The organism is Pseudomonas fluorescens HK44 (assembly GCF_000217955.3).
In the GTDB taxonomy this organism is placed as follows: Bacteria; Pseudomonadota; Gammaproteobacteria; order Pseudomonadales; family Pseudomonadaceae; genus Aquipseudomonas; species Aquipseudomonas fluorescens_AQ.
In genome coordinates, this window is sequence record NZ_AFOY02000015.1 from 247742 (window position 1) to 265339 (window position 17598).

20 protein-coding genes and 3 pseudogenes are annotated in these 17598 nt (G+C 57.4%); 15 read left to right on the top strand and 8 right to left on the bottom strand.

All coding sequences use genetic code 11. From position 1 onward, the window contains the following. Positions 1 to 40: 40 nt before the first annotated feature. From HK44_RS13855 to HK44_RS13870, 4 genes and pseudogenes are all read right to left on the bottom strand, one after another. Positions 41 to 610, bottom strand: coding sequence for a hypothetical protein (locus tag HK44_RS13855; RefSeq protein ID WP_031319470.1), 570 nt, complete (start codon positions 608 to 610; stop codon positions 41 to 43). Positions 611 to 721: 111 nt separating this feature from the next. Beyond that, a pseudogene (locus HK44_RS13860) lies at positions 722 to 1373 on the bottom strand (IS5 family transposase); the annotation flags it as partial. A gap of 107 nt (positions 1374 to 1480) precedes the next feature. Then, positions 1481 to 1837, bottom strand: coding sequence for a type II toxin-antitoxin system RelE/ParE family toxin (locus HK44_RS13865; RefSeq protein ID WP_019690915.1), 357 nt, complete (start codon positions 1835 to 1837; stop codon positions 1481 to 1483). Positions 1838 to 1839: 2 nt separating this feature from the next. Next, a complete protein-coding gene (locus HK44_RS13870) occupies positions 1840 to 2130 on the bottom strand; it encodes a type II toxin-antitoxin system ParD family antitoxin (RefSeq protein ID WP_019690914.1) in 291 nt (96 codons plus the stop codon). 159 nt (positions 2131 to 2289) lie between these two features. On the opposite strand from HK44_RS13870, the gene HK44_RS13875 reads away from it, so the two are divergent. Beyond that, positions 2290 to 2877 (top strand): hypothetical protein, encoded by a 588-nt coding sequence (locus HK44_RS13875; RefSeq protein ID WP_141651714.1) that lies wholly within the window; start codon positions 2290 to 2292, stop codon positions 2875 to 2877. Positions 2878 to 3218: 341 nt separating this feature from the next. On the opposite strand, the pseudogene HK44_RS13880 reads toward HK44_RS13875, so the two are convergent. After that, positions 3219 to 3389, bottom strand: a pseudogene (locus HK44_RS13880) (methionine biosynthesis protein MetW); the annotation flags it as partial. Between the two features lie 191 nt (positions 3390 to 3580). On the opposite strand from HK44_RS13880, the gene moaC reads away from it, so the two are divergent. The 12 genes and pseudogenes from moaC to HK44_RS13945 all read left to right on the top strand — a co-directional run bounded on the left by moaC (position 3581) and on the right by HK44_RS13945 (position 13687). Next, the gene (moaC, locus tag HK44_RS13885) at positions 3581 to 4066 is read left to right on the top strand and encodes a cyclic pyranopterin monophosphate synthase MoaC (RefSeq protein WP_019690912.1); all 486 of its coding nucleotides are present in this window, start codon (positions 3581 to 3583) and stop codon (positions 4064 to 4066) included. After that, positions 4063 to 4308 (top strand): MoaD/ThiS family protein, encoded by a 246-nt coding sequence (locus HK44_RS13890; RefSeq protein ID WP_019690911.1) that lies wholly within the window; start codon positions 4063 to 4065, stop codon positions 4306 to 4308. The genes moaC and HK44_RS13890 overlap by 4 nt, the downstream gene beginning before the upstream one ends. Before the next feature lie 4 nt (positions 4309 to 4312). Continuing rightward, positions 4313 to 4571 (top strand): annotated as a pseudogene (locus tag HK44_RS13895) (hypothetical protein). Between the two features lie 54 nt (positions 4572 to 4625). After that, positions 4626 to 5069: a CopD family copper resistance protein gene (locus HK44_RS13900; protein WP_019690909.1), complete on the top strand. Its 444-nt coding sequence runs from the start codon at positions 4626 to 4628 to the stop codon at positions 5067 to 5069. Positions 5070 to 5188: 119 nt separating this feature from the next. After that, positions 5189 to 6574 (top strand): coproporphyrinogen III oxidase, encoded by a 1386-nt coding sequence (locus tag HK44_RS13905; RefSeq protein ID WP_019690908.1) that lies wholly within the window; start codon positions 5189 to 5191, stop codon positions 6572 to 6574. Further along, the gene (gene hemN / locus HK44_RS13910) at positions 6558 to 7946 is read left to right on the top strand and encodes an oxygen-independent coproporphyrinogen III oxidase (RefSeq protein WP_019690907.1); all 1389 of its coding nucleotides are present in this window, start codon (positions 6558 to 6560) and stop codon (positions 7944 to 7946) included. Before HK44_RS13905 ends, hemN begins: the two co-directional genes overlap by 17 nt. A 202-nt stretch (positions 7947 to 8148) precedes the next feature. Next, positions 8149 to 8952 carry a CbbQ/NirQ/NorQ/GpvN family protein gene (locus tag HK44_RS13920; RefSeq protein WP_019690906.1) on the top strand — a complete coding sequence of 268 codons (804 nt, stop codon included), beginning with the start codon at positions 8149 to 8151 and terminating at the stop codon, positions 8950 to 8952. After that, entirely contained in the window at positions 8936 to 9523 is a 588-nt protein-coding gene (locus HK44_RS13925; protein WP_019690905.1) for a cytochrome c oxidase subunit 3, read from the top strand. Before HK44_RS13920 ends, HK44_RS13925 begins: the two co-directional genes overlap by 17 nt. A gap of 11 nt (positions 9524 to 9534) precedes the next feature. Continuing rightward, positions 9535 to 9798, top strand: coding sequence for a cytochrome C oxidase subunit IV family protein (locus HK44_RS13930; RefSeq protein ID WP_019690904.1), 264 nt, complete (start codon positions 9535 to 9537; stop codon positions 9796 to 9798). Positions 9799 to 9895: 97 nt separating this feature from the next. Continuing rightward, positions 9896 to 10336: a c-type cytochrome gene (locus HK44_RS13935; protein WP_019690903.1), complete on the top strand. Its 441-nt coding sequence runs from the start codon at positions 9896 to 9898 to the stop codon at positions 10334 to 10336. Between the two features lie 3 nt (positions 10337 to 10339). Continuing rightward, complete coding sequence (locus tag HK44_RS13940; RefSeq protein ID WP_019690902.1) at positions 10340 to 11767, top strand: cbb3-type cytochrome c oxidase subunit I; 1428 nt, start codon at positions 10340 to 10342, stop codon at positions 11765 to 11767. Positions 11768 to 11845: 78 nt separating this feature from the next. After that, positions 11846 to 13687: a nitric oxide reductase activation protein NorD gene (locus tag HK44_RS13945; protein WP_019690901.1), complete on the top strand. Its 1842-nt coding sequence runs from the start codon at positions 11846 to 11848 to the stop codon at positions 13685 to 13687. A gap of 23 nt (positions 13688 to 13710) precedes the next feature. Here HK44_RS13945 and HK44_RS29765 read toward each other — a convergent pair whose 3' ends face one another. After that, a complete protein-coding gene (locus tag HK44_RS29765) occupies positions 13711 to 13911 on the bottom strand; it encodes a protein DnrP (RefSeq protein WP_080690624.1) in 201 nt (66 codons plus the stop codon). Next, positions 13908 to 14591 carry a Crp/Fnr family transcriptional regulator gene (locus tag HK44_RS13950; protein WP_019690900.1) on the bottom strand — a complete coding sequence of 228 codons (684 nt, stop codon included), beginning with the start codon at positions 14589 to 14591 and terminating at the stop codon, positions 13908 to 13910. Before HK44_RS13950 ends, HK44_RS29765 begins: the two co-directional genes overlap by 4 nt. 598 nt (positions 14592 to 15189) lie before the next feature. On the opposite strand from HK44_RS13950, the gene HK44_RS13955 reads away from it, so the two are divergent. Both HK44_RS13955 and HK44_RS13960 read left to right on the top strand, forming a co-directional pair. Further along, positions 15190 to 16380, top strand: a complete 1191-nt coding sequence (locus HK44_RS13955; RefSeq protein ID WP_019690898.1) for an NnrS family protein — start codon at positions 15190 to 15192, stop codon at positions 16378 to 16380. 28 nt (positions 16381 to 16408) lie between these two features. Next, entirely contained in the window at positions 16409 to 16846 is a 438-nt protein-coding gene (locus HK44_RS13960) for a membrane protein (RefSeq protein WP_019690897.1), read from the top strand. Positions 16847 to 16921: 75 nt separating this feature from the next. On the opposite strand, the gene ytfE is transcribed toward HK44_RS13960, so the two are convergent. Next, on the bottom strand, positions 16922 to 17596 hold the full coding sequence (gene ytfE / locus HK44_RS13965; RefSeq protein WP_019690896.1) for an iron-sulfur cluster repair protein YtfE: 675 nt from the start codon (positions 17594 to 17596) through the stop codon (positions 16922 to 16924). Between the last annotated feature and the right edge of the window lie 2 nt (positions 17597 to 17598).

Sequence of the window (17598 nt, forward strand, 5' to 3'; positions counted from 1 at the left end):
AGGAGATCAACCGTTGGGTTACGGTCAATGAACGCTGCGATCATTGATGGACAGTCATAAGAAAGCTGGTTTTATTGTTACCTACAGGGGCAATGACTAAGTACATGCTTTCGATCGTCTGATTGGGGGTTGTTGGATTTGTTTTAACTTTCGCATGTCCAGAGCTAATGCAGGCAATATCATATGCTTGCTGTGCTTCTGCGTTGGTCTCCCAAAGCTCCTGCTTTGTGCTGTTAGGAACGTTGGCTTTTGAGTAATAATCTATAAATCTGAATTTGACCCTTATGTTTTTTTCGATAAGTCCAAACCTGCGGAGAAAGTCTGGTATTGTGGCGTCGGTGCAAGTGCGGCACGGGCTCCAGTATTGATAGAAAATAATTTTTGAGTTGGCCGGCAGGGTGTTAAGGCCTTCACCAAATTTTTTATGGAGCTCTATCATGAGCTCTTGTTCAATATGAGCGCCGTAATTGAATGTAATTGACTTAATGAAAAAAGGGTTGTCCTTTTCCAAGGCTGTCGTAAAGACGCATACTACTCCTGACATTGTTCCTGGTGTAAAACTGAATTTGGAATCATAAAATGATTCCGCAATTTGAGTTGATAACCCCATGATTTATATCTCCATGCATGAGTATTTCCTTGTTATTCTTAATAGCACTTAATTAACGCCTGTCAAGCATTGGTGCAATATTTGCGCTGTAAGCTGTTAGGCATCCGTCGACTAGGCGCTGTCCGAAAAATAATGTCGAAAGCATCGCATAGCACAGGCTAACGAGACCATCGTCGCGTCATTTTTCGCGAGCTTGCCGAAGTGTGTAACGATGCGACGATTCTCCTTCATCCAGCCGAACATACGTTCGATGATGTTGCGCTGCCGATATTTCGGTCGAAAACGAGCGAGGCAAGCCGTGCTTGGGTTTGCGCTTCATGGATCGTAGGGGGAATCACCGGTTGCATCCGGTAACGATTGCAGTAGTGTCGCAAAGCTTCGGAAAAAACCAGCGACAGCGTTTGCTAGAACGGCCGCGCAAACTGGGGGTATGGACTTCATCGAGCAGCGGCTGGGCATATGAGATGTCACTGGCCTGTCCGTCCGAAAGCAGGAAGCGCAGTGGTACGCCATTAGCATCGCATAGCATATGGATCTTGGTGGTCAGGCCTCCGCGACTGCCGCCTAGCGCATGATCTGAGGGGCCATCAGGCCCCTTTTTTCCGGCGCCAGATCAGACTCGGGTAGCGCGTACAGCGGTGGAGTCGATCATCTAGGTCTCCAAGTCGATCAATCCCTGCTCGTTCAGCCTGATATGCAGTCGCTTGAGCATCAGATCGAACGTTCCTTGGTTACGCCAATCTCGGAACTGCTGGTAGACCGTTTTTCGCCCCAAATGTTGATCGTAGCGAGGGTGCTCAGGTTGCGATGTAGAGGGGGGGCTTACCTTCGCTGTTCATGGCCAGTTAAGCCGTTGGGCCAGGTCGGTGATCAGTCGTTGGGCAGGTGCAGTTGCACTTCCATGGCGTCATGAAGGAGTCGAACGACCTCGATCACGTCGTCGTTTGCCACACGATAGAACACGATATGGCGTGGGCTTTTGACGGTCCCATGAGGGTGTTTAGCCTGCTGGCGTGAATAGATGAGGTGATAGCTGCGAAGGCCCGGTGCAAGCTCATCGCGGTCGTGGCTGCCAATGCGATAAGGCGTGCCGGCAATCGCTTGCAGTGCCGCGAGAATCAGCGCCTGGTAGCGCTGGCGTGCTTGATCGCCGAACTGCGTCTGGGAGAACCTGAGGATGTCGACAATGTCGGCGCGCGCCGCGTTGGAAATCCGATACTGCGGCATGCTCAGTGTTTCTCGCGCGCGGGGAGGGTTGCCTCCAGGCTCAAGCCCTCGAGGTAGTGCTCCAGATCCCCTTCGTTCAACTGAGTAAAGTGCCCGTGCTCAAGGTCCATGATGCCGATCGAGGTCGCCTGACGCAGGGCCTCAATTTTGGCGGTGTCTTCGGCGACGCGCTGTTCCAATAGACGCAAACCTTCTCGCATCACTTCGCTGGCATTTTGATAACGGCCGGACTGAACCAGGTCATGGATAACCTGTTCCTGGTGAGGGGTGAGCACAACGTTTCGCGTCGCCATAATTAGCTCCAGCTCTGGGCAAACAGGTTCTTTCGACCATTGGCATATTATGCCATTTTACCCAGAAACACATAGCTTGAGAGCTGTATCTGACGAACTGGGGCGTACGGGACCATCCTTCGCGCCGAACAGCGCGTGCTGGCTCTGGACTGCAAGGCCGTGACTGAAGAAACCTCTAAAGCCACCGATGCAACGCGCCAAAGCGTGACCGCGATTGCGACCGCGCTGACCGTCGGCCTGGGTTTGATTGCCGCACGAATCAGTGTGCAGGTTAACGCGTACCTGATCAGCATCGTCATGGTGGTCGCCGTTGCGTATACGGTCATTAGCGTTTTTTCAGGTTGGAAATTTATTAGCATCCAGAAAAAGTTGCGCGAGGAGTGGCAACCGAAGCTGTATCGTTACCTATCGACTGACGAATTCAACAAGATGGTGAAAGAGCCCATTGGCCAAGTTGAGCGCGTGTTTTTCAACGTGGCAAGGTATGGCTTGGGCGTCCTCTCCGTTGTGGCTCTAGGGGTGATTCTCTTTGCATTTGTGCATGTGGATCAAGCGTTGCCCCCTCCGGTGCCTCCACCATCCGTGATGCCTAAAAAACAACCTCGTCCGGACGTTCACTCTGAGCGCACTTCCCTCGATCCTTGGACCATAACGATCCATGCCTCAGTCGTCTGTGATCCGCCCAGAAAAGGAGGCACGGGATTGATTGCACGGCCCCCACCATGCTGTAGCAATTCTGGCGTGTAGTCAGACGAAGTACAGAACGCCTCAGGTAGTTATCTATTTCTCTAACGAGTTCAGGGCGAGTGGCTGCTAACCGCGAGCTGATGCTTCGGCGAGGCGGTACGGATTTGGTGAGTTTCTCGGGGGCATTCTTAACTTTGTCGCTATCTAAAATGCTGGTGCGCTAAAGGCATCCGGCAAGTGCAGTCAGTACGCTTGCCCTCAGACGAGGAACTTGGCACGCTCAGCCAGCGAAATGAAATTGCCATGATCACGAATAATTGTCGGCGCTTGTCAGATCACTTTTTCTTGGTATCCGCCTCACTGGAAACCGTACAAATCACCTCCATCCATACAAGACGGAGACTGTACGATGGCCCTCGTGCTGCCTTGACCAGCGTCGCATCGCCATCCACACCAACCGCCTTGATAGCCCGTTCAGCGAGCGTCCGCAACAGCCAGCCCTCGCCACAGCCCAGTTCAAGCGCGCTCGGGATGACGGACTACACCGCCAGGAGGATTGCCTGGTCGGTGACGCTTTACCTGCGTCTGTTCGAAATGTTGGTAGTCAAGATTCTGTAAGCATGCGCCGTGCTCGACATCCAGATTTACGCAAGGTTGTAGGAATAGCCTTGTCTGGATTACTTGATTGACGTCAACCGTATGAGTCGGCCTGCTCTGTATTCTGCGCTGACACCGACAGTTGGAAGGGCAAGGCTTATTGCTTATGACTGAATTGACGCTGACTCACCTCGACTCACTGGGACGCGCACGAATGGTCGATGTTACGGATAAAAGCGTGACGTCCCGAGAAGCAGTGGCTGAGGCATGGGTTCATATGCTTGCCGAGACCCGACAACTGATTGCCAGTGGTGCTCACCCTAAAGGTGATGTATTTGCGGTAGCGCGGATCGCTGGCATTCAGGCGGCCAAACGCACGAGCGAGTTGATTCCGCTCTGTCATCCGCTGCTTTTGAGCAGTGTTAACGTTGAGTTGAGTTTTGAAGGTGACCAACACGTACGCATTGTTTCTCGGTGCAAGTTGTCCGGACAGACCGGTGTCGAGATGGAGGCACTGACCGCCGCCAGTGTGGCGGCCTTGGCCCTGTATGACCTGTGCAAGGCCGTGGACCGGGGCATGAGTATCGAATCGGTGCGGCTGTTGGATAAACGGGGTGGTAAAAGCGGTTGGTATCGGGCGTTGGAACAATGAAGCTGAATGTTTTGTATTTCTCGCGGTACCGCGAAACGCTGGGCCTTGACAATGAAACGATTGAAGGTGATTTCACTTCTGTCGATCAGTTGCGTCAGCACCTGATACATCGTTCCGGTGTTTGGCGGGTGCTGGCCGAACAGAACCTCATGTGTTCCCGCAACCAGGACATGTGTGGGCTCGATGAGCCGTTGATAGACGGTGATGAAGTGGGTTTTTTCCCAACCGTAACGGGAGGGTGAATCGATGATTCGAGTCCAGACAGGCAGCTTCGACCCCGGTACCGAAATCAACACGCTGCATGCTTTGAGCCTTGATGTCGGCGCGGTGGTGAGCTGTGTAGGGTATGTGCGTGACTCCAACGTCGGACGGGAAGTCGCCGGCCTGCGTGATGGATTACCTGAAAACCCGCGCGCCATTCTGGAAGAAAGAACAGGTGGCCGAGAGTTCCCATTGGGTCGAGGCTCGCAACAGTGATCGCGAGGCGGCGCAACGATGGGATTGACGTTTCCCTCTCTGTGAGTGAATCGTGTTCAGCTGTATTGAAAGCGAGAATCCCATGCTCTATCCGCTGTTTCTGACGTTGCATCTGTTTGCCGCGCTGATTTTTATCGGCACGGTGTTCTTCGAAGTCCTGTTCCTTGAAAGTATCCGCAAGCAGCTGCCTGTCAAGGTCATGTTGCTGGTCGAGCAGGGGGTCGGTCGACGTGCCCGCACCTTGATTCCATGGGTTCTGCTGGTATTGTTCGGCGCCGGGATGGGGATGGTCTGGCTGCGTTATTTGCCGGCCCTTGCAACGCCGATGAGCTCATCATTCGGCACATTGCTGATGGTGAAGATCGTGGTGGCCGTCAGCGTACTGCTGCATTTCCTGGTCGCCATGTTTTTGTTCAAAAGTGGCCGGATGAGTGCTCGATACCTGCATTTCATCCATGGCAGCCTGTTCTGCCACATGGTCGTCATCGTACTGTTGGCCAAGTGGATGTTTTATCTGACGTGGTGACTGTGCTTGCCTGGAGCCTGTTGCGCGACAAGCACTTTGCTCGCGCTTGATGCAAATCAAGGAGCATTGCTCGCCAGACTCCGACACTGCTGGTCTGCAGCCAGTCTCGGAGACCCGTCATGCTCAATTTATTCCACAACCCCGGCGAGCTGAACGTCCGGTACGATCAAGGCGTGCTCGACCCCAACTGCCAAATCGACACTGAAAAATTTCATGGTGGCATCGGCTCTCTGGATTTGCTTCGTGCATTGCGCGTCAGCCGACAGAAGTGCCGTCCGCTGTCCCTGAACGTACAACTGCCTTCTAACCTGAAGCCTTCCTTGTGTTCCCCTCGCGATATTTCATGCGAGCACAGTGGTGTCGAACACTATCTTCAGCGTCTGCAACATGAGATCGACCTCGTCGGTTGTCATCTGGGGACTGGGCAGCGGGTCGAGCAGTTTCATTTGGGGGGCGGAACACCTGCCATCGCCCACCTGAGGCGGCTGATGAATCACCTTCGTGGCCGATTCAACTTTCTTGGACATGAGTGCGCTGACTACAGCATAGAAGTGGACCTTCACCATACCGATTGGTCGACCATGGGCGTGCTGCGTGACTTAGGGTTCAACCATGTCAGCATCGGCGTTCCGGACATCGGTGCCGACAGTGCGATGTCGGAGGCCTGCTACCAGAACCCGGCACCGATCCATTCGCTTATCGATGCCGCTCGTACCTTCGGTTATCGATCCATCAATGTCGATCTGGGTTATGGCCATACCTGGCAGACGCCAGTAAGTTTTGCGCTGAAACTGGCAACCATCATCGAACTGGAGCCGGACCGGCTGCTGGTGTTTGATTATGCCCGGCCACCTCAACGCTATCGGCTAAAGGCCGCAGATAAAATCAGGGCGTTTTGCAGCGAGGAAGATAAAGGCGCCATGCGCCGGATCTGCTTTGAACAGTTGATCGGCGCCGGTTATCACTACATTGGCCTGGGGCAGTTTGTCCGGCCCGATGACGATTTGGCGATTGCTCAGGAGCGCGGCCGATTACGTCGCAATAGTGAGGGATTTACCCGTCACGGGTATTGCGATCATATCGGGTTCGGTTTGGGCGCTATCAGTCAGATCGACGATTTGTATGCGCAAAACACCGACAAGCTGGAGCTGTATCAGCAGCAACTGGACATGGATCAATTGCCAACAAGCCGTGGCTGGCGCTCTGAGACGGGGAATCAGGCCAGGCACATGGTGGTGGAGCGCCTGGCGTGTGATCTGGAGCTGGATATCCAGGCAATCGAGACGCGCTATGGACTGATTTTTCGTCAGTATTTTTCCGCCGTATGGCCTGTGCTGGAGCAATTGACCCGCGACGGGTTGATTGAGTTGTCTGATCGTTTCATCAGTATTCTTCCGGCCGGTCGGCCGCACGTCGATGCCATCTGCAACCTGTTTGAAAGGGATTCGGGCAGTGCGGGGCATGAACTCCATTGCGAGTGGATTGATCATGACAACTTCGTTTGATTTCAATCGCGCCCTGGTCGAAAAGTATGACCGCCCGGGGCCGCGCTATACCTCTTACCCGACTGCGCCGCAGTTTCATCAGGCGTTCGCCGTCGATGACTATCAGCGTGCCGCCTCGGACAGCAACCAGGCGGCAACGCCAAAATCGCTGTCGGTGTACATCCACATCCCGTTCTGCAAGAGCCTTTGTTATTACTGCGCCTGCAATAAAATCATTACCCGCAAAACCCACCGCGCCGTCGAGTACCTGACGTACCTCAAGCGCGAAATCGTGATGCAAGCCGCCTTGTTCGACCGCACCCGCAAACTCACACAACTGCACCTGGGGGGTGGCACGCCGACCTATTTGACCAGCGAACAGCTGGCTGAGCTGATGGACTGCCTGCACCAGGCATTTGACATGGATGATAGCGATGACCATGAGTTTTCCATTGAAGTCGACCCTCGCACCATCAGCACTGAACAGATCCAGTCGCTGCGCCGGTTGGGGTTCAATCGCCTGAGCTTCGGCGTACAGGACTTCGATCCCGACGTGCAGGCCGCGGTCAATCGTCAGCAAAGTGAGGGGCAAATTTACGCGCTGGTCGCTGCTGCGCGCCAGGCGCAATTCAAGTCGATCAGCGTCGATCTTATCTACGGCCTGCCATTGCAAACCGTGAACAGTTTCGATGTCACTCTCGGCAAGATCATCGCGTTGCGCCCGGACCGGATTGCAGCCTACAGCTACGCCCATTTGCCGGAGCTGGTGCGCGCGCAACGACTGATTCGTCCGGCCGATATGCCGCCACCTGAGCGCAAGCTAGAGTTGCTTGAACTGACTATCCGCCGTCTGACCGAGGCCGGTTATGTCTATATCGGCATGGACCATTTCGCCTTGCCGGACGATGAGCTGGCGTTGGCCCGGGCCAATGGTACGTTGCAGCGCAATTTCCAGGGGTATTCCACCCACGCCGACTGCGATTTGATCGGTCTCGGGGTGTCTTCGATCGGTAAGGTCGGCGATAGCTACAGCCAGAACGTCAAGGAGCTTTCGCAGTATTACGCGCGACTGGATCAAGGCTTGTTACCGGTCCATCGAGGTTACCGCTTGAGCGCCGACGATCAGCTTCGCCGTGAAGTGATCAGCGATCTGATGTGTCATGGCCGGATCGACTTCGGCAAGTTTGAAGCGCGTCATGCCATCTGCTTTACCGAGTACTTTGCCGATGCGCTGATGCAACTGGACGAACATGTTCGCGTTGGATTGCTGCAGATTCACGAAGATGCGTTGGTGTTGTTGCTCCACGGGCATTTGATGATGCGCAGCGCGGCGATGGCGTTTGACGCCTATCTGGACGGTGATCAAAAAGGCCGGTTTTCACGCACCGTTTGAAGTCCCCAGCTCCGGGGACGCGTCAGCGGTGGCCAACGTGATTGTTTTTCAACTGTCCCAAGGTGCTCGGGGTGTCTACGGTCAGGACTGGAAAGTCGACTGCTCGCTTGACCGCGATCAAGTTTGCCGGCCATGTCACTTGCCAGGTTGTCGCAGGCGCCCGTAGCGTGTTGCTTGAATCCGCTTTTGGAACAGACAGCCCATGGACCGTATCCCGTCTTGCGAACACAAGGTCGACCCCTTCTATCAACCGCTGAATAATGAGGAGGTGCTGTTCGAGCAAGCCTGGCGTCACGGCATGCCGGTGCTGATCAAAGGCCCGACCGGGTGCGGCAAGACCCGTTTCGTCCAGCACATGGCCCATCGGTTGAAGCTGGCGCTGTACACCGTGGCTTGCCACGACGACCTGAGTGCCGCCGACCTCATCGGCCGGCATCTGATCGGCGCCCAGGGCACGTGGTGGCAGGATGGACCGTTGACCCGCGCGGTGCGAGAAGGGGGTATCTGCTACCTCGACGAAGTGGTCGAGGCCCGTCAGGACACGGTGGTGGTACTGCATCCACTGGCCGATGATCGCCGGGAACTGTTCCTGGAACGCACCGGCGAAGTGCTGAAGGCACCACCATCATTCATGCTGGTGGTGTCTTACAACCCCGGTTACCAAAACCTGCTCAAAGGTATGAAACCCAGCACCCGACAACGTTTCGTGGCCATGCGTTTTGGCTATCCACCGCTGGCCGATGAAGAACGCATTGTCGCCCGGGAGGCTCAGGTGGACAGCGCGCTGGCGGCGCAAGTGGTCAGGCTGGGGCAGGCGCTGCGCCGGCTCGATCAGCATGATCTGGAAGAGGTCGCCTCGACGCGGCTGCTGATTTTCACGGCGCGAATGATCCGCTCCGGCATGAGTCCGCGTGAGGCGTGCATGGCCTGCCTGGCCGAGCCGTTGAGCGATGATCCGCTGACGGTTGCGGCGCTGATGGACGTGGTTGATGTCCACTTCGGCTGAGCCCGGAAGCGTTTCGCCGGGTCACTTGTCGGGCGATCTGGCGATGTGGTTTTTCATTCTGGCCGAGCTGTCAGTGTTCGCCATTCTGATTCTGGCGTTCGCCGTGACCCAGGCACTCAAGCCGCAGCTGTTCGGCGAAAGCCGCCTGTTGCTCAATACCTCTACCGGCCTGGCGATGACCCTGAGCCTGCTCACCGCCGGGCTGTTCGCCGCGCTGGCTCAGGAGCAAGTCAGGCGCTCTCGGTCCCGCCACGGCGCTGTGCTTTTGCTGGCAGCGTTGCTTGCCGGCAGCGTCTACGTGGTGTTGAAACTTACCGAATACCAGCACTTGCTGGCCTCGGGGCTGGGCATGGAGCACAACACTTTTTTCACCCTCTACTGGATCCTCACCGGTTTTCATTTTCTCCATGTATTGCTCGGCATGGTCATTCTCGGATGGCTGGCCGAGCGTTGTCGTCGTGGCTTGTACAACGAAGACAACCGCAGCGGGTTTGAATCCGGCGTGCTGTATTGGCACATGGTCGACCTGATCTGGGTCGTGCTGTTTCCGCTGGTCTACGTGCTGAATTGACGGGAGGTTTTATGTCCGCTTCCAGGTTATTGCTGGTCTGCTGGGCCGCGCTGGCCACGTTAAGCGTGTGCACGGTGGTGCTGGCACAGGTGGGCGTGACCTGGCAGCTGTCCATTGCCATCTTGGGGGTGGCGGTCGGCAAGGCGTGCCTGATCACCGATGGCTTCATGGAGCTGCGCCGCGCGCCGAGACTATGGCGCCGCTTGATGTTGAGCTGGGCGCTGGTATTGGCGGCACTTGTGGGGCTGAGTCTGTTGTCAGTTCTCTCTGGATAATACCCGACCAAAACCATCTGATTTTCTTGATCGCCATCAAGCCGGTTTCAACCCTGCGCTTCCTAGAATGGACGGGTCAAGCAAAGAGGAAGCGACCATGTCAGAGACCTTCACCAAAGGCATGGCCAGGAATATCTACTTCGGGGGAAGCGTCTTCTTCTTCCTGATATTCCTGGCCTTGACCTATCACTCGGAACAGACCTTTCCCGCCCGTAGCAATGAAGCGCAGCTAAGCGAATCAGTGGTGCGCGGCAAGTTGGTCTGGGAGCAAAACAACTGCGTCGGCTGCCACACATTGCTGGGTGAGGGCGCCTACTTTGCGCCTGAACTGGGCAACGTGTTTCAGCGTCGTGGCGGGGAGGCGGGCTTCAAACCTTTTCTGCATGCCTGGATGAAAATGCAGCCGCTGCGCGTACCGGGTCGGCGAGCGATGCCGCAGTTCAACTTGAGTGACCAGGAGGTGGATGACATCGCCGAGTTCCTCAAGTGGAGCTCGAAAATCAACACCAATGGCTGGCCGCCAAACAAGGAGGGCTGAGAGATGAGCGTGACTAATCCACATCTGAAATTTGCCTCGCAAGCTGTGGCCAAACCGTACTTCGTATTTGCCCTGATGCTGTTTCTCGGTCAGGTGGTGTTCGGTTTGATCATGGGCCTGCAATACGTGGTGGGGGACTTTCTGTTCCCGGCCATTCCCTTCAACGTGTCGCGGATGGTGCACACCAACCTGCTGATCATTTGGTTGCTGTTCGGCTTCATGGGCGCTGCTTACTACCTGATTCCGGAAGAGGCCGACCGTGAACTGCACAGTCCGAAACTGGCACTCATCCTGTTCTGGGTATTCGCCGCCACCGGTGTGTTGACGATCCTGGGGTATCTGCTGGTGCCTTATGCGGGGCTGGCCAGGCTGACCCACAACGAGCTGCTACCGACCATGGGCCGCGTTTATCTAGAGCAGCCGACCATCACCAAGATGGGGATTGTGCTGGTGTGCCTGGGCTTTCTCTACAACATCGGTATGACCCTGCTCAAAGGTCGCAAGACCACCGTCAGCGTGGTCATGATGACCGGTCTGATCCTGCTTGCAGTGTTCTTCCTGTTCTCCTTCTATAACCCCGGAAACCTGGTCCGCGACAAGTTCTACTGGTGGTGGGTGGTGCATCTTTGGGTGGAAGGTGTATGGGAGTTGATCATGGGCTCGATGCTGGCTTTCGTGCTGATCAAGATCACCGGGGTAGACCGGGAAGTGGTGGAGAAATGGTTGTATGTGATTATCGCCATGGCGCTGATTACCGGGATCATCGGCACCGGTCACCACTACTTCTGGATCGGTGGGCCGGAGGTCTGGTTATGGGTTGGTTCAATCTTCTCCGCACTGGAGCCGCTGCCCTTCCTGGCGATGGTGATATTCGCCTTCAGTATGGTGAAGAGCCGGCGTCGGCAACACCCGAACCGCGCCGCGACGCTGTGGGCCAAGGGCACCACGGTGACCGCCTTTTTCGGCGCCGGTGTCTGGGGTTTTCTGCATACCCTGGCACCGGTCAACTACTACACCCATGGCACGCAGTTGACCAACGCTCACGCCCACCTGTCGTTCTACGGTGCTTACGCGATGATCGTGATGACTTTGATCAGCTACGCCATGCCACGCTTGCGCGGGCTGGGTGAAGCTGGCGACGAGCGTTCGCAGACTCTGGAGATCTGGGGATTCTGGTTGATGACGCTGTCAATGGTGATGATCACGCTGTTGCTCACCGCTGCCGGTGTTGTACAGATCTACCTGCAACGCTGGCAGGCCGACGGAATTGCCTTGCCGTTCATGGCCACGGTCGAACATTTGCAGGTGCTGTTCTGGGCGCGTCTGGGGGCCGGGGTCGGTTTCCTTGCCGGGCTGCTCTGCTATTTGTTCAGCTTCAAGCAGCGGGGTCGCGCCGCCTTGCGCGCCCCGGCGGCGGTGGTGCCTTCATGAGCCGGGTTAACGGCTAGAAAAGGTCGGCCCGGCTGATACAGCGGGCCGTTTTTTTGGTGTCCAAGAAGGGCAAACAGCATGGCCTTTACCGTCGAACTGGAAGAGTGGGTAGGCAGTGCCTGGCACCGTTTCATCACTCGGCGCGCCAGCCCGGATTTCCCCGAAGCGCGCGTCGAACTGATCAACCAGCAACGCCCGCTGGCGCTGTTGTTCCGCGCCATGGGCGGTGCCAATGGCATCGGGCTGGAGGCGGCCAGCGACCGCGATCTGCTGCTGCGGCGCAACGTGTTGCAGCAGATCGCTGGTACCTGCAAGCAAGTGCCATTGGCGTGGTGTGACGAGAATACCCTGCGGCTGCCGTCAAGCCTGGCGGTCTTCCCTGAAGTCACACTGAATGAGGAACTCTATCGTTGGCTCGCGTTGCTGGCAGCGCAGGCCGGTCAGATGCGGCATTGGGGGCGGGACAACCAGCGCTGGACGCAATTGCTGTTGCGGCGCTATCCAGCGCTACGCGCGCGCTACCAGCGATTGGTCGAGGCCCATCTGCAATTGCGCCCGGATCCGGCATCGTTGAACAGCAATGAAGCAGCACTGGAACGGGCGTTACGCCAGGCGCTACGCGAGCCGGGCAGTGTCGAGCATTTTCCCCGTAGCGAACGGGCGGCGTGGCCACTGCCGCTTTGGTTGTACCCGCCGCAGCACCTCGCGAGCCCGCAGGCTGCCGATCTGGGCGATGAATCCGAAGAGTCTTTGACGACGTCTCCCGGCGAGCAGAAAAGCGGGCGCAAACGCGCCAAACGCATTGACGACAGCACCCGTGACGGCGGGCTATTGGTGGTACGCCTGGAGAACCTGTTCAGTTGGACCGAACACGTGGACCTGGATCGCTGGTCAGACGACAGCGAAGACCCGGACGCCGCCAGGGTCGCTGATGATCTGGACGAATTGACCCTGTCGCGCACCCGGCTGCGCAAGGGCGGTGGGCTGAAGCTGCACCTGGATTTGCCACCGGCCGATGTCGACGATATTCCCTTGGGCGAGGGCATCAAGTTGCCAGAGTGGGACTATCGAAAACAGCAGATGCAGGGTGCCTTCGTCAATCTGCAAATGATGGTGCCCCGTGACTGTGAAGCGCAGCCGCTGCCGCCACGGTTGAAGGTTTCGGCGCAGCGCCTGCGACGCCAATTCGAGCACTTGCGCAATGACCGTCAGTGGTTACGCCAGCAACTTCAGGGCTCGGAACTGGACATGCAGGCCTGGCTGGATTTTCACGTTGAACGCGAGCATGGCCAGTGTGCCGAGCGCGGTCTGTTCATGGAGCAACGCCAGACGCGCCGCGACCTGGCGTGCCTGTTGCTGGCCGATGTGTCGATGTCCACCGACGCGCACCTGAACGATGAGCATCGTGTGATTGATGTCATCCGCGACACGCTGTTGCTGTTTGGCGAAACCCTGTCGGGGCTGGGGGATGATTTCGCCCTGTACGGTTTTTCCTCACTGCGTCGTCAGCAAGTGCGCATGCAGGAACTCAAGTCCTTCACCCAGCGTTATGACGACAACACCCGCGGTCGTATTCAAGGGCTCAAGCCGGGGTATTACACGCGCATGGGTGCCGCGATTCGCCAGGCCACGCGCCTGCTGGGCAGCAGTAAGCGGCGCAGCAAACTGTTGTTGCTGCTGACAGATGGCAAACCGAATGATCTGGATTTGTACGAGGGCCGTTACGGTGTTGAAGACACCCGCGAGGCGGTGCTGGAGGCACGGCGTCAAGGATTGACGCCGTTCTGTATCACCATTGATCGTGAGGCCGGGGATTACCTGCCGTACATGTTTGGCGCCAATGGCTACACCGTGATCCGTCAGCCTGAGCAATTACCGCTGCGCTTGCCGCAGTTGTATCGCCAACTGACTCAACCTTGAGCCCGGGTCTGACTCACGCGGCATCAACTGATGCCGCGCGGCAACCCGAAAAACATCGCTATGCAAAAGATTGTCAGGCCGATACAGAACCACCTGAACCGGTGCAGTCGACGTTCCTGAGCACGTTCGGCCATCGCCGGCAGGGGCATGCCGCATTGGAGGCATTCGGATTGTTTTGGCGGGTTAGGGTGTTGGCAATACAGGCAGACGGGCAAGGTGCTCACTCAAACTGCTCCAGGCGCAGACGATCAAGAATGGCGATCTGGCGGCCGTCCTGAGTGATGATGTTTTCATCGATCAGGCGCCGGATGATCCGTGAAAAGGTTTCCGGCTGGATCGACAGATGCCCGGCAATCAGTTGCTTGGCCATCGGCAGCTCGAAATGGCTGTTTACGGTTTGCTGGCGCACCAGTTGCGTCAGCAGGTAACGCACGACCCGGTGTGTGGCGTTTTTCAGGGACAAGGTTTCGATTTCATTGACCCGTTGATGCAAGCGAACGCAGAGCTTGCCGAGCAACGCAAAGGTCAACCGGCTATTGCTCTGAAGCAGGCGCATGTAAGTGCTGTTGGATAACCGGTAGAGCTGAGTGGGGCAGACCGCCTCGGCCGAGGCCACATAGTTGGGTGTGTCCATCAACATCATCGCCTCGGCGAAGGTCTGTCGATCACCGATGACTTCAAACACTTTCTCCTGCCCATCGGGTGTCAACCGGTAGATTTTCACCGCCCCGGCAATTATGAAATAGAACGAATCTGCCGGCTCACCCTGACGGAACAACGGCTCGCCTTTGTCGATGCTCTGCAAGTGGCTGGTACTCATCAATTCATCCAGCTGTTCTTCATTCAACGGCTCGAACAAGTGATGACTGCGCAGAATCTGGTGATGGACGCGATGAAGCACCATGGAAATTCATCCTGAATATTGAGGAAGGAGCGGTTATCCCGTCAGACGAGGCCCAGAGAGAGACTGCTGGCCAGGGCCAGGACTGAGGTCAACACCACAAACCAGGCCAGTGGCTGGATGATTTTTTTCATGACGACTCCGGGTAATCGAGAGGGATCCAGGATTTCTATAAGGTTGCCCATGTAGAGCAAGACGCGGGCCAGGCTCGGAGGCCCTTGTTTATTGGGGCTGTCAGGAGATGGGGTAAAAAAGACCATGAGGCTAATGGTTTAAATAACCCTTAAATGGTCATTTGTACCCTGAGCCGATCACCCTGTGGCGAGGGAGCTTGCTCCCGCTGGAGTGCGAAGCGCTCCCACACATCGGCCATCGCAAACCTTCAGATACAACGCGTCAGCCGGTTTACGGCTGCTGTGCACCCGAGCGGGAGCAAGCTCCCTCGCCACAAAGGGCACGCGCTCGGCTTCGGGGCACGTCCCTTGCACACTTGATCTGCGACAAATGCGTTTGATCGCGAATACCCGATCATTGATCCACGGCTTTACCTCGACGCTTGCGTGTTAGCGTCGAGTCCGCAACAAGGCAGAGGAGTGGCTTTATGCAAGTGCTTGAGCGCCGTAAAGCGTTGGCGATCCCACCGCTGTTACGGCTGGCCTTTCGGCCATTTTTCCTCGCGGGCTGCCTGTTGGCGGTGCTGGCCATACCGCTTTGGCTGGCCGCCTTCAGTGGTGGGATTTCCGGCTGGCAGCCGGCAGGCGGTTGGCTGGGCTGGCATCGGCATGAGCTGTTGTTCGGGTTTGCGCTGGCGATTATCGCGGGCTTTCTGCTGACGGCCGTGCAGACCTGGACCGGTCGCCCCGGCCTCAGCGGCAAACCGTTGGCTGCGCTGGCGCTGCTGTGGTTATTGGCGCGAGTGGCCTGGCTGGCCAACGCACCGTGGCCGTTGCTCGCGGTGCTGGAGCTGGCGTTCCCGTTGGCGGTGGCGGTCCTCATGGGCTTCACCTTGTGGAAGGTGCGGCAGAAACGTAACTACCCGATTGTGGTGGTTCTGCTGTTGTTGGCCGTGGCCGATGGGTTGTCCCTGTATGGCTTGGTCGAGGGGCATGAAGGCTGGCAGCGCCAGGGCGTGCTGACCGGCATCTGGCTGGTGGCGGCGATGATGGGGTTGATCGGCGGGCGGGTGATTCCGTTCTTCACCCAGCGTGGCCTTGGTCGGGTGGAAGGTGTTGCCGCCTGGCCCTGGCTGGATCGACTGCTGTTGGTCGGTTCGCCGTTGGTGGCGTTGTTGTATGCCGCAGGACCTGCGCTCGCTCCCAATGTCTGGGTGGGCCTGCTGTTCGCGGTGCTGGCGGCAGGGCATTTGGTGCGTCTGGTGCGCTGGCATGACCGGGCACTCTGGCGCGTGCCGTTGCTGTGGTCGTTGCACTTGGCCTATGGCTGGCTGGCGGTGGCGTGTCTCGGGATGGCGTTCTGGCATTTTGGCGTGCCGGCTAACCCGAGCCTGGCGGTGCATTGTTTGACCATTGGGGCCATGGGCGGCCTGGTGCTGGCGATGATCGCGCGGGTCAGCCTCGGGCACACCGGCCGTGCACTGGAGCCACCGTCGGGCATGACCCTGGCGTTCATCTTGCTCAACCTGGCGTGTCTGAGCCGAGTGGTGTTGATCCTGTTTTCCCCATTGCCGGCGTTGTGGCTGGCCGGTCTGTGCTGGACGCTGGCGTTTGCGTTGTACGCCTGGCGTTATGGGCCGATGCTGCTGCGCACCCGGGTTGACGGTCATCCGGGATGAGCCAGCGAACTGAAGGAGGCGGACGCTGATGTATCCCTATCTGCTGGTCACACACCTGTTGGCGGCGATGGCCTTTATCGGCACGCTGTTTTTCGAGGTGGTGATCTGGCATCACGCCCGCCAGCATTTGATGGAGGCCGCGCAATTGGCCGCGGACCAGACGATTGCAGTGCGCTCGCGCAAGGTGCTGCACGGCGTGGTGTTGCTGTTATATGGCGCCGGCATCGGTTTGGCGTGGCAGTACCGGGGCGCATTGAGTCAGCCGCTGGCGAGCAGTTTTGGTACGTTGCTGAGCCTGAAAATCCTGTTGGCCCTGAGCATCATTGGTCATTACTTGCTGCTGGCCTATTGGCTGACCCACGCGCGCCTGACTGCGACCCGCGCAAGCTGGATTCGCCGCAGCATCCTCGGGCACATGGTGTTGATCGTGATCCTGGCCAAGGCCATGTTCTATTGGCACGGCTGATCGCAAGACGTCCTTCACAAACAAAACCCGCGTCAACCGGTTGGATGGCGCGGGTTGGATGTGGCCGACAAGCGATCAATGGCGGGGGTTCAGGGCGTTAATGAACAACACGTTGTTTTCCAGGTGGATGTGTTGCATCAAGTCGTCTTTGAACTCCAGCAGCCCGCGATAGAGCGCACGCCAGGTATTGCAGGCATCGGCGGGCGGGATTATGTGATTGGTCAGGGCGAGCATCTTCTCCAGCGCTTCGCCATGTTGATCATGTTCGAAGCGCAGTACCTGGATCGGCGGAGCCGCTTGAGGACCGATGCCCTTTTGCAGCATCGGGAAGAGCACTTGTTCTTCCTTGAGCATGTGGCCTTCGAGTTCTTGTTGCATGTCGGTCAGGAGATCGGCCAAGCCGTTAGGGCAGCTGCTGCGCGCGCCGTGGACGTGCTCGACCCGGCGGGCCAGACGGATCAGTTCCGGCAGTTGCTCGCGGTGGCGGGCGTGATAGCGCGTGAGGAGGTGGGCGATCAACAGTTCCGACGGCTCGTTGCGCCAGTCGTGCTGGGTTTCACCGGCGTCTTGCAGAGTGTGCAGGGCATCGGCAATCAGCATTGGGTCGAGGTCTTTGCCCTGCGCTGCTTCACGTAGGCTTTTGTGGCCGCCACAGCAGAAGTCCAGTTTGAAGGTGTGAAAAATCCGGGTGGCACCGGGTATATCGCAGGCCAGTTGGCCGAGGCTTTGTTCCAGTAGGGTCTGGCTCATCG

Excerpts from the sequence above, each read along its gene's own strand:
- HK44_RS13855 (WP_031319470.1), bottom strand. The coding sequence starts at position 610 with ATGGGGTTATCAACTCAAATTGCGGAATCATTTTATGATTCCAAATTC.
- HK44_RS13865 (WP_019690915.1), bottom strand. The coding sequence starts at position 1,837 with ATGCCGCAGTATCGGATTTCCAACGCGGCGCGCGCCGACATTGTCGAC.
- HK44_RS13870 (WP_019690914.1), bottom strand. The coding sequence starts at position 2,130 with ATGGCGACGCGAAACGTTGTGCTCACCCCTCACCAGGAACAGGTTATC.
- moaC (WP_019690912.1), top strand. The coding sequence starts at position 3,581 with ATGACTGAATTGACGCTGACTCACCTCGACTCACTGGGACGCGCACGA.
- HK44_RS13890 (WP_019690911.1), top strand. The coding sequence starts at position 4,063 with ATGAAGCTGAATGTTTTGTATTTCTCGCGGTACCGCGAAACGCTGGGC.
- HK44_RS13900 (WP_019690909.1), top strand. The coding sequence starts at position 4,626 with ATGCTCTATCCGCTGTTTCTGACGTTGCATCTGTTTGCCGCGCTGATT.
- HK44_RS13905 (WP_019690908.1), top strand. The coding sequence starts at position 5,189 with ATGCTCAATTTATTCCACAACCCCGGCGAGCTGAACGTCCGGTACGAT.
- hemN (WP_019690907.1), top strand. The coding sequence starts at position 6,558 with ATGACAACTTCGTTTGATTTCAATCGCGCCCTGGTCGAAAAGTATGAC.
- HK44_RS13920 (WP_019690906.1), top strand. The coding sequence starts at position 8,149 with ATGGACCGTATCCCGTCTTGCGAACACAAGGTCGACCCCTTCTATCAA.
- HK44_RS13925 (WP_019690905.1), top strand. The coding sequence starts at position 8,936 with ATGTCCACTTCGGCTGAGCCCGGAAGCGTTTCGCCGGGTCACTTGTCG.
- HK44_RS13930 (WP_019690904.1), top strand. The coding sequence starts at position 9,535 with ATGTCCGCTTCCAGGTTATTGCTGGTCTGCTGGGCCGCGCTGGCCACG.
- HK44_RS13935 (WP_019690903.1), top strand. The coding sequence starts at position 9,896 with ATGTCAGAGACCTTCACCAAAGGCATGGCCAGGAATATCTACTTCGGG.
- HK44_RS13940 (WP_019690902.1), top strand. The coding sequence starts at position 10,340 with ATGAGCGTGACTAATCCACATCTGAAATTTGCCTCGCAAGCTGTGGCC.
- HK44_RS13945 (WP_019690901.1), top strand. The coding sequence starts at position 11,846 with ATGGCCTTTACCGTCGAACTGGAAGAGTGGGTAGGCAGTGCCTGGCAC.
- HK44_RS13950 (WP_019690900.1), bottom strand. The coding sequence starts at position 14,591 with ATGGTGCTTCATCGCGTCCATCACCAGATTCTGCGCAGTCATCACTTG.
- HK44_RS13955 (WP_019690898.1), top strand. The coding sequence starts at position 15,190 with ATGCAAGTGCTTGAGCGCCGTAAAGCGTTGGCGATCCCACCGCTGTTA.
- HK44_RS13960 (WP_019690897.1), top strand. The coding sequence starts at position 16,409 with ATGTATCCCTATCTGCTGGTCACACACCTGTTGGCGGCGATGGCCTTT.
- ytfE (WP_019690896.1), bottom strand. The coding sequence starts at position 17,596 with ATGAGCCAGACCCTACTGGAACAAAGCCTCGGCCAACTGGCCTGCGAT.